Annotated in this window: 8 protein-coding genes; 5 read left to right on the top strand and 3 right to left on the bottom strand. The window is 61.7% G+C overall.

All coding sequences use genetic code 11. The features are described 5' to 3' along the window. Positions 1-217: 217 nt before the first annotated feature. Positions 218-3,706, bottom strand: a complete 3,489-nt coding sequence (gene smc, locus F8N66_RS15075) for a chromosome segregation protein SMC (RefSeq protein WP_150770949.1) — start codon at positions 3,704-3,706, stop codon at positions 218-220. A 2-nt stretch (positions 3,707-3,708) separates the two neighbouring features. After that, positions 3,709-4,368, bottom strand: a complete 660-nt coding sequence (locus tag F8N66_RS15070; protein ID WP_150770948.1) for a GntR family transcriptional regulator — start codon at positions 4,366-4,368, stop codon at positions 3,709-3,711. Between the two features lie 265 nt (positions 4,369-4,633). On the opposite strand from F8N66_RS15070, the gene xdhA reads away from it, so the two are divergent. The 4 genes from xdhA to guaD all read left to right on the top strand — a co-directional run bounded on the left by xdhA (position 4,634) and on the right by guaD (position 10,766). After that, complete coding sequence (gene xdhA / locus F8N66_RS15065) at positions 4,634-6,088, top strand: xanthine dehydrogenase small subunit (RefSeq protein WP_150770947.1); 1,455 nt, start codon at positions 4,634-4,636, stop codon at positions 6,086-6,088. After that, complete coding sequence (gene xdhB, locus F8N66_RS15060) at positions 6,081-8,480, top strand: xanthine dehydrogenase molybdopterin binding subunit (protein ID WP_150770946.1); 2,400 nt, start codon at positions 6,081-6,083, stop codon at positions 8,478-8,480. The genes xdhA and xdhB overlap by 8 nt, the downstream gene beginning before the upstream one ends. A 115-nt stretch (positions 8,481-8,595) precedes the next feature. Further along, positions 8,596-9,438 carry a xanthine dehydrogenase accessory protein XdhC gene (gene xdhC / locus F8N66_RS15055; protein WP_150770945.1) on the top strand — a complete coding sequence of 281 codons (843 nt, stop codon included), beginning with the start codon at positions 8,596-8,598 and terminating at the stop codon, positions 9,436-9,438. A 23-nt stretch (positions 9,439-9,461) separates the two neighbouring features. Further along, positions 9,462-10,766, top strand: a complete 1,305-nt coding sequence (guaD, locus tag F8N66_RS15050) for a guanine deaminase (RefSeq protein WP_150770944.1) — start codon at positions 9,462-9,464, stop codon at positions 10,764-10,766. Positions 10,767-10,918: 152 nt separating this feature from the next. Here the strand turns inward: guaD and F8N66_RS15045 are convergent, their stop codons facing one another. Continuing rightward, positions 10,919-11,683 (bottom strand): GntR family transcriptional regulator, encoded by a 765-nt coding sequence (locus F8N66_RS15045; RefSeq protein WP_150770943.1) that lies wholly within the window; start codon positions 11,681-11,683, stop codon positions 10,919-10,921. A 349-nt stretch (positions 11,684-12,032) separates the two neighbouring features. Between F8N66_RS15045 and F8N66_RS15040 the strand changes: the two genes are divergently transcribed. Beyond that, positions 12,033-13,223, top strand: a complete 1,191-nt coding sequence (locus tag F8N66_RS15040) for a benzoate/H(+) symporter BenE family transporter (protein ID WP_150770942.1) — start codon at positions 12,033-12,035, stop codon at positions 13,221-13,223. Positions 13,224-13,436 lie beyond the last annotated feature (213 nt).

Here is a 13,436-nt window from a genome sequence, read left to right as displayed (position 1 = left end):
GGAAAATAAGGGGTTTACAACCTGTAAACCGCTTTAAAACGTGGCGCCAACTCTATGTTCTGACAGGCGTTTTGCCCACGTATACGAAAAATTGACATTAAACTAGCACGACCAAAGGCAACTTTACACCGTCAACCACCCTGGCTTGCGCGAATATGTCGACTTCAGCACCAAGTTGTAAGTTTCATCCTACAAGCGGGTGGCTTGAAGTTCGCTGTCAGGCGTCCACCATCGCCATCGCCTCCTCGACATCCACGGCCACCAGACGCGAACAACCCGGCTCGTGCATCGTGACCCCCATCAGTTGATCGGCCATTTCCATGGCGATCTTGTTGTGGGTGATGTAGATGAACTGCACCGTCTGCGACATCTCCTTGACCAGTCGCGCGTAGCGTCCAACGTTAGCGTCATCCAGGGGCGCGTCAACCTCGTCGAGCATGCAGAACGGCGCCGGGTTCAACTTGAAGATCGCAAAAACCAGGGCCAATGCGGTCAGGGCTTTTTCGCCACCGGAGAGCAAATGGATGGTGCTGTTCTTCTTGCCAGGCGGCTGCGCCATGATCGTTACCCCTGTATCGAGTAGATCTTCGCCCGTCAGTTCCAAATACGCGCGACCGCCACCGAAAACTTTCGGGAAAAGCGCCTGTAAACCGCCATTGATCTGATCAAAGGTATCCTTGAAGCGGTTGCGGGTTTCCTTGTCGATCTTGCGAATCACGTTTTCCAGCGTCTCCAGTGCCTCCACCAGATCGTCGTTCTGCGCATCCAGGTAACGTTTACGCTCGGATTGTTGCTGGTACTCGTCGATGGCCGCGAGGTTGATTGCACCGAGGCGTGAAATACGCGCGGCAATGCGTTCGAGTTCTTCCTCGGCGGCTTTTTCACTGGCCTCGGCCGTCAGCGTGGCGAGCACGCCATGCAAGTCGTAACCGTCTTCGAGGAGCTGGTCCTGCAAGGCCTTGCGGCGCACCGTCAGGGCCTGCCATTCCATGCGCTGCTGTTCGAGCTGGCCGCGGATCAGCTGGGATTGCTGTTCGGCCTGGCTGCGACGCTTCTCGGCGTCGCGCAATTCGCGGTCGGCATCTTCCAGGGCGATCTGCGCGGTCTTGAGTTCTTCGTCGACAGTCATGCGCTTGTCGAGCAGTTCTTCGAGTTTCAGGCGCAGCTCTTCCAGGGGGGCCTCGCCCTCCTCCAGGTTGAGGCTCAACTGCTCGCGCTTTTCCGTCAGGCGTTCGGACTGCATCTCCAGCCGTTCCAGTGCCTGGCGCGTGGAATCATGCTGCGCCTTGAGCGAGCCCAGGCGAACCGCCAGTTGATGGGCGTGATCCTTGTGCTGCCGCGCTTCCTGGCGCACCCGGTCAAGACGCTCGCGCAAGCTGTCGCGCTGGGCCAGCAGCAACTCGCGCTGCTCGGTGTCCAGCGCCATGCTGTCGAGGGCTTCCTGCAATTGCAGGCGGGCTTCGCCGATGTTTTCGTGCTCCAGTGCGCGTTGCTCGGTCAGCTCGGCGATTTCTTCATCGAGGCGAGTACGGCGCAAGCTCAACTGCTCGGCCTTGGCTTTACCGGCCGACAACTGGGCTTTCAATTCACCTTGCTGGCGGGCTTCGTCCTGCAGCAAACGCCGCAAATGCTCGCGGCCGTTCTCCTGCTGGCGCTGTTGCGCCCTGAGATTCTGAAGTTGGGTTTCCAGGGTGTCGACGCTGGCTTCAAGCGCTTCGCGATCAAGGCTCAGTTGCTGGATTTCCTGCCCCCGGGCCAACACGCCGCTTTCCGCCTCACTGGCCCGGCGCACCCGCAGGAAATGCCGGCCGACCCAGAAACCGTCGCGGCTGATCAGGCTTTGCCCGGCGGCCAATTGACCGCGCAACGCCAGGGCCTGCTCAAGGCTCTCGACCGGCTTGACCTGGCCCAGCCACGGCGACAGATCAATCTGCGCCTCGACCTTGTCCAGCAAGCTGCCCGGCACCCGCACGCCATCGCTGGCCGGGCTGAGCAGCCGCAGATCGCCCTGGGCGAACCCGGACAGATCGAAATCATTGAAATCGTCGACCAGCACCGCTTGCAGATCGGCGCCCAGCACGGTTTCCACCGCCAGCTCCCAACCGGCTTCAACCTTGAGGCCTTCGGCCAGGCGCGGGCGATCCGCCAGGTGCTGTTCGCGCAACCATTCGGCGGTGCCGGTGCCAGGGTCCAGCGCGGCTTGTTGCAAGGCTTCCAGCGAGGCCAGCCGACCATTGAGCCGTTGCAGCTCGCCCTGGGCCTGCTGCTGCGCTGACAACGACTGCTGCAATTGCTGGCGCAGTTGCTCAAGCTTTTCGACTTGAGCTTCTTCACTGGTCTGCAAATCCTCAAGGGTCGCTTCGGATTCCGCGAGTTGCTCGTTGAGCTCCATGATCGCGGCGTCTTCCGGGTCCGCCGACAGCAAGGCGCGCTCTTCACCCAGCCGCTTCTGGCGATCGGCCAGGCGCTCCAGGCTGGTTTCCAGCTGCTGGATGCGCGACTGCTGGACTTCAGACTGACGGCGCGGCTCGGCGGCGGTGAGGTTGAACGCGTCCCACTGCTCCTGCCAGCCGTGCATGGTGGTTTCGGATTCTTCCAGCGCGGCGGCGGCCTCTTCGGCAGCGGCGCTGGTGACTTCCTGCTCCGGGGTGAGCATGTCCAGCTCTTCGCCGAGGGTCAGCAGCAAGGTGCGGTCCAGGCTCAGGTGCGATTCGGTTTCCAGGCGCGAGCGCTCGGCCTCTTTCAAATCGTCCTGCAACTGCCGCAGGCGCTGCTGGCCGTGCTGGATGCTCTGCTCGACCCGAGCGATGTCGCCACCGACCGAATAGAAGCGTCCCTGCACCAGATTGAAGCGCTCGGACAGGTCATGGTGCCCGTCGCGCAAGCGTTCGATGCTGGCGTCGGCGTTGCGCTGCTCGGCCACCAGGGCTTCGAAACTGATTTCCTGGTTACCGATGATGGCTTCGCGCTGGCCGACCTGTTCATTCAGATCCTGCCAACGCAAAGCCGACAGTTGCGCCTTGAGCTGGCGTTCCTCGCCCTTGTATTCCTGATACTTCTTCGCGGCTTCAGCCTGGCGGTGCAAGCGTTCGAGCTGGCGCTCAAGCTCTTCGCGCAGGTCGGTCAGGCGCTCCAGGTTTTCATGGGTGCGCCGGATGCGATTTTCGGTCTCGCGCCGGCGCTCCTTGTATTTGGAGATGCCCGCCGCTTCCTCGATGAAATTGCGCAGGTCTTCGGGCTTGGACTCGATCAGCTTGGAGATCATGCCCTGCTCGATGATCGAGTAGCTGCGCGGCCCCAGGCCAGTGCCGAGGAAAATGTCGGTGATGTCACGGCGCCGGCATTTGGTGCCGTTGAGGTAATAGGTGGTCTGGCTGTCGCGGGTCACTTTGCGGCGGATGGAAATCTCCGCGTAGGCCGCGTATTCGCCGAGCAGCGTGCCGTCGGAGTTATCGAACACCAGCTCGATGCTCGCCTGGCTCACCGGCTTGCGGCTGGTGGAGCCGTTGAAGATGACGTCGGTCATCGACTCGCCGCGCAGGTTCTTGGCCGAGCTCTCGCCCATCACCCAGCGCACGGCGTCGATGATGTTCGACTTGCCGCAACCATTGGGCCCGACCACCGCCGCCATGTTACTGGGGAAGTTCACCGTGGTCGGATCGACGAAGGATTTGAATCCCGCCAGCTTGATGCACTTGAGCCGCACGCTCAGGCGTCCGTCAGGGCGGAGATCACCAGATCGCAACTGCGCTGGCCGTAGGCCGTCAGCACCGCGCGAATCTGTGGAAAGTCACGGGCGATCACGGCGGCGAGCAAGCGCTCGAACAGCTCCAGGTACTCGCTCATCGACGCCTTGCGCTGATCCAGGGCCAGGAAGTAGGCACGGCTCATGGCCGGCTGCAGGTTCTCGACGGTTTCTTGCAGATACGGATTGTCGGCGAACGAATACGTGGCGCGCATCACATTGAAACTGTCGTCGACGAAGGCGTGGATGTCCTGGCGCTCAAAGCTGGCGGTCAGGCGCTGCTGGATCTGCACGAAGGGCGCCAGGTCGGCCTGGACTTTCCAGCCATTGGCCACGGCGTTGGCCAGCAGGATGTACATCTCGCTCATCAGCGTGCACAGGCTCTTGACCTTGTGCGCAGTCAGCTCGGTGACGTGTGCGCCACGGCGCGGCAGGATCGCGATCAGGTGGCGACGCTCGAGGATCAGCAAAGCCTCGCGGACCGAACCACGGCTGACGTCGAGCGCCTGCGTGACCTTCTGTTCCTGGATGCGCTCCCCGGGCTTCATTTCGCCGCGAATGATGCGTTCGGCGAGGTGGTGAGCGATTTGCTCGGCGAGGCTGTCCGGCGCCTTGAACGTCATGGTTGTCCTTCAAACTCTTCGATCTGCACAAGCGGCGCAGTGTAGCGCAATTGATACGTCATGGCGCAGGGCCCAACCGGCGGTATTTGGCACGATTCAAGCAAAAAGCAGCCTGTCCCGCGAGGGTCAATACTGTAGGAACGAGTCGTTGATCGACGAAATGCACTTTCCTGACCTTTAAGTCAGAAAATCATTGACCGCAAAGTCAGACCTGCTAAATTCGGTCACATCGGTTAACAACAATAATGAGTCTGCGAGGCCTTCCGTGATCCAGTTTTTACTAAACCAGGAACTCCGTAGCGAGCACGCCCTGGACCCGAACCTGACCGTGCTCAATTATCTGCGCGACCATGTGGGCAAACCCGGCACCAAAGAAGGCTGCGCCAGCGGCGACTGCGGCGCGTGCACCGTGGTGGTCGGCGAGTTGCAAATGGATGACGCAGGCCGCGAACACATTCGCTATCGCAGCCTCAACTCGTGCCTGACGTTCGTGTCGTCGCTGCACGGCAAGCAACTGATCAGCGTGGAAGACCTCAAGCACAAAGGCGAGCTGCACAGTGTGCAGAAAGCCATGGTCGAGTGCCACGGCTCGCAGTGCGGCTTCTGCACGCCCGGTTTCGTGATGTCCCTGTTCGCCCTGCAAAAGAACAGCGATGAACCCGACTCGCACAAGGCCCACGAAGCCCTGGCCGGCAACCTGTGCCGCTGCACTGGCTATCGGCCGATCCTGGAGGCCGCCGAGCAATCCTGCTGCGGTAAACAGCCGGACCAGTTCGATGCCCGTGAAGCCGAGACCATTGCCCGCCTGAAAGCCATCGCCCCGACCGACATCGGCGAACTCAACAGCGGTGACAAACGCTGCCTGGTACCGTTGACCGTCGCCGACCTGGCCGACCTCTACGACGCTTATCCACAAGCCCGCCTGCTGGCCGGCGGCACGGACCTGGCGCTGGAAGTCACCCAGTTCCACCGCACCTTGCCGGTGATGATCTACGTCGGCAACGTCGCCGAGATGAAACGTATCGAGCGCTTCGACGACCGCCTGGAAATCGGCGCCGCCACCGCCCTCTCCGATTGCTACGAAGCCTTGAAGAGCGAGTACCCGGATTTCGGCGAACTGCTGCAGCGTTTCGCGTCCCTGCAAATCCGCAATCAGGGCACCCTCGGCGGCAACATTGGTAACGCTTCGCCGATTGGTGACTCGCCGCCCCTGCTGATCGCCCTCGGCGCGCAAATCGTCCTGTGCAAAGGCGAAACCCGCCGCACTATGGCCCTTGAGGATTACTTCATCGACTACCGCGTCACCGCGCGCCAGGAGAGCGAGTTCATCGAGAAGATCATCGTGCCCCGTGCCAGTGCCGAGCAATTGTTCCGTGCCTACAAGGTGTCCAAGCGTCTGGACGATGACATTTCGGCGGTTTGCGCGGCCTTCAATATCCGCCTGGAAAACGGTGTGATCGCCGACGCCCGCGTGGCCTTCGGCGGCATGGCGGCCATTCCGAAACGCGCCAACGCCTGCGAAACCGTGCTGCGCAACGCGCCGTTCAACAGCGCCACCCTGGAACGCGCCTGCGCCGCGCTGGCCGAGGATTTCACCCCGCTCTCGGACTTCCGCGCCAGCAAGGAATATCGCCTGCTCAGCGCGCAGAACCTGCTGCGCAAATACTTCATCGAACTGCAAACACCGCACATCGAGACTCGGGTGACCGCTTATGTCTAACCATCACGCCGTAGAGAAGACCCAGGCCGAACTGGCTGAACTGTTCGCCAAGGACCTGACCACCGGTGTCGGCCGCAGCGTCAGGCACGACAGCGCCGCCAAGCATGTGTCCGGTGAAGCGCAATACATCGACGACCGCCTGGAATTTCCCAATCAGCTGCACGTGTACGCTCGGCTGTCGGACCGCGCCCACGCGAAAATCATCAGCATCGACACCCAGCCCTGCTACGCCTTCGAAGGGGTGCGCATCGCCATCACCCACGAAGACGTGCCGGGCCTGAAAGACATCGGCCCGCTGATGCCCGGCGATCCGCTGCTGGCCATCGACACGGTGCAGTTCGTCGGCCAGGTGGTGCTGGCCGTCGCCGCCCGCGACCTGGAAACCGCACGCAAAGCCGCCATGGCCGCCGTGATCGAATACGAAGACCTGGAACCGGTGCTGGACGTGGTCGAGGCCTTTCGCAAAAAGCATTTCGTGCTGGACAGCCACACCCATCAGCGCGGTGATTCGACGGGTGCGTTGACGACCGCGAAAAACCGTATCCAGGGCACGTTGCACATCGGCGGCCAGGAACACTTCTACCTCGAAACGCAGATTTCATCGGTCATGCCCACCGAAGACGGCGGCATGATCGTCTACTGCTCCACGCAAAACCCCACCGAAGTGCAAAAACTGGTGGCCGAAGTGCTCGACGTGTCGATGAACAAGATCGTCGTCGACATGCGTCGCATGGGCGGTGGTTTCGGCGGCAAGGAAACCCAGGCTGCGAGCCCGGCCTGCCTGTGCGCGGTGATCGCGCACCTGACCGGCCAACCGACCAAGATGCGCCTGCCACGGGTCGAAGACATGCTCATGACCGGCAAGCGCCATCCGTTCTATGTCGAATACGACGTGGGCTTTGACGACAGTGGACGCCTGCATGGCATTCAGCTGGAGCTGGCGGGTAACTGCGGCTGCTCGCCGGATCTGTCGAACTCGATTGTCGACCGTGCCATGTTCCACTCCGACAACTCGTACTACCTGGGCGACGCGACCATCAACGGTCACCGTTGCAAGACCAACACCGCGTCGAACACCGCTTACCGTGGCTTCGGCGGCCCGCAAGGCATGGTCGCCATCGAAGAAGTGATGGACGCCATCGCCCGTCATCTGGCCCTCGATCCGCTGGCGGTGCGCAAGGCCAACTACTACGGCAAGACCGAGCGCAACGTCACCCATTACTACCAGACCGTCGAGCACAACATGCTCGAGGAAATGACCGCCGAGCTGGAAGAAAGCAGCCAGTACGCCGAGCGTCGCGAAGCGATCCGTCGCTACAACGCCAATAGCCCGATCCTGAAAAAGGGCCTGGCGCTGACTCCGGTGAAATTCGGTATTTCCTTCACCGCCAGCTTCCTCAACCAGGCCGGGGCACTGGTGCACGTCTACACCGACGGCAGCATCCACCTGAACCACGGCGGCACCGAGATGGGCCAGGGCCTGAACACCAAAGTCGCGCAGGTCGTGGCCGAAGTGTTCCAGGTGGAAATGGACCGCGTGCAGATCACCGCCACCAACACTGACAAAGTGCCGAACACTTCGCCAACCGCCGCCTCCAGCGGTGCCGACCTGAACGGTAAAGCCGCGCAGAACGCCGCCGAAACCATCAAGCAACGCCTGGTGGAATTTGCCGCGCGGCAATACAAGGTCAGTGAAGAAGACGTGGAATTCCACAACGGCCACGTACGGGTGCGCGATCACATCCTCACCTTCGAAGCGCTGATCCAGCAGGCGTATTTCGCCCAGGTGTCGCTGTCGAGCACCGGCTTCTACAAAACCCCGAAAATCTACTACGACCGCAGCCAGTCCCGTGGCCGGCCGTTCTACTACTTCGCCTTCGGCGCGGCGTGCTGCGAAGTGCTGGTCGACACCCTCACCGGCGAATACAAGATGCTGCGCACCGACATTCTCCACGACGTCGGCGCCTCGCTGAACCCGGCCATCGACATCGGCCAGGTTGAGGGCGGCTTCATCCAGGGCATGGGCTGGCTGACCATGGAAGAGCTGGTGTGGAACAACAAGGGCAAGTTGATGACCAACGGCCCGGCCAGCTACAAGATCCCGGCCGTGGCGGACATGCCGCTGGACCTGCGGGTGAAGTTGGTGGAAAACCGCAAGAACCCGGAAGACACGGTGTTCCACTCCAAGGCCGTGGGCGAGCCGCCGTTCATGCTCGGCATCGCCGCCTGGTGCGCGATCAAGGACGCCGTGGCGAGCCTGGGCGACTACCGGCATCAACCGAAAATCGACGCGCCGGCGACACCGGAGCGGGTGTTGTGGGGCTGTGAGCAGATGCGCCGGTTGAAGGCGGTGAAAGCCGTTGAAACCGAAACCGAGCTGGCTTCGCTCTAGACCGGGGCGCTGCCTTCGCGAGCAAGCCCGCTCCCACATTGAAATGCAATCCCCTGTGGGAGCGGGCTTGCTCGCGAAGACGCCGGTACAAACAACAGAGATGTTGAGGTGAAACATGTACAACTGGATCGACGCCCTCGCCGACCTGCAAAACCGGGGTGAACCCTGCGTCCTGGTGACCATCATCGAAGAGCTGGGCTCGACGCCGCGCAATGCCGGCTCGAAGATGGTCATCAGCGCCAGACAGACCTTCGACACCATCGGTGGCGGGCACCTGGAATACAAAGCCATGCAGATCGCCCGCGAGATGCTCGCCAGCGGCAAGCAGGACACGCACCTGGAGCGCTTCAGCCTTGGCGCCAGCCTCGGCCAGTGCTGCGGTGGCGCGACGGTATTGCTGTTCGAACCGATGGGCCAGGTCCAGGCGCAAATTGCCGTGTTCGGCGCCGGCCACGTCGGCCGCGCACTGGTGCCGCTGCTGGCCAGCCTGCCCTGCCGGGTGCGCTGGATCGACGCCCGGGAAGACGAATTCCCGGAACAGATCCCCCACGGCGTGCGCAAGATCGTCAGCGAAGAACCGGTGGACGAAATCGACGACCTGCCCGCCGGCAGCTACTGCATCGTCATGACCCACAACCACCAGCTCGACCTCGAACTGACCGCCGCGATCCTCAAGCGCAACGACTTCGCCTACTTCGGCCTGATCGGCTCGAAAACCAAGCGGGTGAAGTTCGAACACCGCCTGCGCGACCGCGGTTTCGACAGCAGCGTGCTGCAACGCATGCGCTGCCCGATGGGCATCGGCGAAGTCAAAGGCAAGTTGCCTGTGGAAATCGCCATCTCCATCGCCGGCGAGATCATCGCCACCTACAACGCCAACTTCGGCCAGCACACTGCCAGCGCCGGCTCGATTGCCAAACTGCTGCCTGCTTCACGCCGCAGCCAAGCCTCCAATTGATAAGCCTGACCACTGAGAATCCCATGCCTCTGACTCGCAAAGCCTACCGCGCCGCCATCCTGCACAGCATCGCCGACCCCGCCGAAGTGGGCATCGAAGCCTCCTACGAGTATTTCGAAGACGGTTTGCTGGTGGTCGATAACGGCAAAATCAGCGCCCTCGGTCACGCCAGTGAATTGCTCCCGACCCTGGCGGCCGATATCGACATCACGCATTACCAGGATGCACTGATTACCCCGGGTTTCATCGACACCCACATCCACCTGCCGCAAACCGGCATGGTCGGTGCCTACGGCGAGCAACTGCTGGACTGGCTCAACACCTACACCTTCCCCTGCGAAAGCCAGTTCGCCGACAAGGCCCATGCCGACGAAGTCGCGGACATTTTCATCAAGGAACTGCTGCGCAACGGCACCACCACCGCGCTGGTGTTCGGCAGCGTGCACCCGCAATCGGTGAATTCGTTCTTCGAAGCCGCCGAACAGCTGGACCTGCGGATGATCGCCGGCAAGGTGATGATGGACCGTAACGCCCCGGACTACCTGACCGACACCGCCGAATCCAGCTACGTCGACAGCAAGGCGCTGATCGAGCGCTGGCACGGCAAGGGTCGCCTGCACTATGCCGTCACCCCACGCTTCGCCCCGACCAGCACCCCGGAACAGCTGACCCTGGCGGGGCAGTTGCTCAGCGAATACCCGGATCTGTACATGCAGACCCACATCAGCGAAAACCTCAAGGAAGTCGAGTGGGTCAAGGAGCTGTTCCCGGAGCGCAAGGGTTACCTCGACGTCTACGACCACTACCAGTTGCTCGGCGAGCGCTCGGTGTTCGCCCACGGCGTGCACCTGTGCGACGACGAGTGCGCGCGCCTGGCCGAAACCGGCTCGGCCATCGCCTTCTGCCCGACCTCGAACTTCTTCCTCGGCAGCGGCCTGTTCAACCTGCCAATGGCCGAGAAACACAAACTGAATGTCGGCCTGGGCACCGACGTCGGTGGCGGCACCAGCTTCTCGCTGCTGCAAACCCTGAACGAGGCGTACAAGGTCATGCAACTGCAAGGTGCGCGCCTGAGCCCGTTCAAGTCACTGTACCTGGCCACCCTCGGCGGTGCTCGCGCGCTGCGCCTGGAGGACAAGATCGGCAACCTGCAACCGGGCACAGACGCCGACTTCCTGGTACTGGACTACAACGCCACGCCATTGCTGGGCTATCGACTGAAACAGGCCAACAACATTGCCGAGTCGCTGTTTGTGTTGATGACCCTGGGGGATGACCGGACGGTGCTGCAGACCTATGCGGCGGGGAACCTGGTGCATCAGCGTTAAGAAGTAGCAGGCATAAAAAAATCCCCCGTTGCTGTCAGCCCGGGGGATTTTTATTGCATGTCAGAAAGATCAAAAGATCGCAGCCTGCGGCAGCTCCTACCTGGAAGGCAGTCTTCTGTAGGAGCTGTCGAGTGAAACGAGGCTGCGATCTTTCAAAGTTTGGCCGATGACCGCCCAGGCTTCTTGGTCTGCAACAAATGCGAGAACACCGCGTGCAAATCATCCGACGCACTTTCCTCGTCGAGGTTGAGCTTGCTGTCGATGTGATCCATGTGGTGCATCATCAGGTCCACCGCCAGCTCGCCGTTGCGCGCTTCGATCGCATCGATCAGCTGGGTGTGTTCGTCGTAGGAGCAGTGGGAACGGTTGCCGCTCTCGTATTGGGCGATGATCAGCGAAGTCTGGGACACCAGGCTGCGCTGGAAACTGATCAGCGGGGCGTTTTTCGCCGCTTCGGCCAGTTTCAGGTGGAACTCGCCCGACAGGCGGATACCGGCGCCGCGATCGCCCCGGGAGAAGCTGTCGCGCTCGTCGTTGACCATCTGGCGCAACTCGGCAATCTGCTCGGCGGTGGCGTGCTGAACCGCCAGCTCGGTGATTGCACGTTCGACCAGACGCCGGGCCAGGAACACCTGGCGCGCTTCTTCGACACTCGGGCTGGCAACTACGGCGCCGCGGTTCGGACGCAGCAGCACCACACCTTCATGGGCCAGGCGCGACAGCGCACGGCGAATGATGGTGCGACTTACCCCGAAAATTTCCCCCAGCGCTTCTTCGCTCAGCTTGGTGCCGGGCGCCAGACGCTGCTCGAGGATGGCCTCGAAGATATGCGCGTAGACAATATCGTCCTGGGTACCGCTGCGGCCGGCTTTGCCTGCGCGCGGTTGTTTCTTGAGGGGTTGCAACTGTTCGTTCATGGGCACTCGAGTCGGGAGAACTGCGGCGAATTGACCGTGACTGTAATACGGCACAGTGGGTCGCTGGCAAGTATCGCGTAAAAATACATTGCAATTGTACACAATGAAGGGTGGCAACACGACTGTACGGCTGTTTGTCGCTTCTGCTGTATAGCAACGCCTCCTTACATTTGAGTTTAGGCTTAAACCGAAACCCTGTAGGAGCGAGCCTGCTCGCGATGGTCGTCAACGATAACGCTGGATGCCTGATTCTCCACGGTGCTCTGACGTTCATCGCGAGCAGGCTCGCTCCTACAGGGGATATCGCTATGCCGCGAGTATTTTCATCAACATCAGGATCTCTGCCGTCATGAACGACACCACCCACACCCAGCTCCGCCCACTGGCCGATACCTCACCGTCGGCCATCGTCGCCGGGTTCATCGCCATGATGACCGGCTACACCAGCTCCCTGGTGCTGATGTTCCAGGCCGGGCAAGCGGCGGGCCTGACCAGCGGGCAAATTTCGTCGTGGATCTGGGCGATTTCCATCGGCATGGCGGTGTGCTCGATCGGCCTGTCGCTGCGCTATCGCACGCCGATCACCATCGCCTGGTCGACCCCCGGCGCGGCGCTGCTGATCACCAGCCTGGGCGGTGTCAGCTACGGCGAAGCCATCGGCGCCTATATTACCTGCGCGGTGCTGGTGACGATCTGCGGCCTGACCGGCAGTTTCGAGCGCCTGGTGAAAAAAATCCCGGCGTCACTGGCGGCGGCGTTGCTGGCGGGGATTCTGTTCAAGATCGGCAGCGAGATCTTCGTCGCGGCCCAGCATCGGACCGCGCTGGTGCTGGGCATGTTCTTCACTTATCTGGTGATCAAGCGCCTCTCGCCGCGCTATGCGGTACTGGGCGCGCTGCTGATCGGCACGGCGCTGTCCGGATTCATGGGTCTGCTGGACTTCAGCGGCTTTCACCTGGAAGTGGCCACGCCGGTCTGGACCACCCCGCACTTTTCGCTGGCCGCGACGATCAGCATCGGCATCCCGTTATTCGTGGTGGCGATGACCTCGCAAAACATGCCGGGCATCGCCGTGTTGCGCGCCGACGGCTACAACGTGCCGGCTTCGCCGCTGATCACCACCACCGGTATCGCTTCACTGCTGCTGGCGCCGTTCGGCTCCCACGGCATCAACCTGGCGGCCATCAGCGCGGCGATCTGCACCGGGCCGCATGCCCATGAGGATCGCAACAAGCGCTATACCGCGGCGGTCTGGTGCGGGGTTTTCTACGGCATCGCCGGGGTGTTCGGGGCGACGCTGGCGGCATTGTTTGCCGCGCTGCCCAAGGAGCTGGTGCTGTCGATTGCGGCGCTGGCGTTGTTCGGTTCGATCATCAATGGCTTGAGCATTGCCATGAGCGAAGTGAAGGAGCGTGAAGCGGCGCTGATCACCTTCATGGTCACGGCGTCGGGGCTGACGCTGTTTTCCATCGGCTCGGCGTTCTGGGGAATTGTGGCGGGGGTGCTGACGCTGGTGATTCTGAATTGGCGCAAGGCCTGAAAGATCGCAGCCTCGTTGCACTCGACAGCTCCTACATTGGAACGCGTGTCCTTGTAGGAGCTGTCGAGTGCAACGAGGCTGCGATCCCTCGTTCCGCATAAAAAAACGGCGACCCTTGGGTCGCCGTACTTCATGACATCAAGCTACCGGATTGATCGGCTTTTCCGGGTACCAGACGTCGATCAGCGGGCTGACGGTTGCTTCGGTCAGTTC

The organism is Pseudomonas fluorescens, assembly GCF_902498195.1.
GTDB lineage: Bacteria > Pseudomonadota > Gammaproteobacteria > Pseudomonadales > Pseudomonadaceae > Aquipseudomonas > Aquipseudomonas fluorescens_BU.
This window is presented reverse-complemented; position numbering and strand designations above follow the sequence as displayed.

Bases quoted from the DNA above. Each gene is read 5' to 3' on its own strand.
- xdhB (WP_150770946.1), top strand. From the start codon at position 6,081: ATGTCTAACCATCACGCCGTAGAGAAGACCCAGGCCGAACTGGCTGAA.
- xdhC (WP_150770945.1), top strand. From the start codon at position 8,596: ATGTACAACTGGATCGACGCCCTCGCCGACCTGCAAAACCGGGGTGAA.
- guaD (WP_150770944.1), top strand. From the start codon at position 9,462: ATGCCTCTGACTCGCAAAGCCTACCGCGCCGCCATCCTGCACAGCATC.
- F8N66_RS15070 (WP_150770948.1), bottom strand. From the start codon at position 4,368: ATGACGTTCAAGGCGCCGGACAGCCTCGCCGAGCAAATCGCTCACCAC.
- F8N66_RS15045 (WP_150770943.1), bottom strand. From the start codon at position 11,683: ATGAACGAACAGTTGCAACCCCTCAAGAAACAACCGCGCGCAGGCAAA.
- F8N66_RS15040 (WP_150770942.1), top strand. From the start codon at position 12,033: ATGAACGACACCACCCACACCCAGCTCCGCCCACTGGCCGATACCTCA.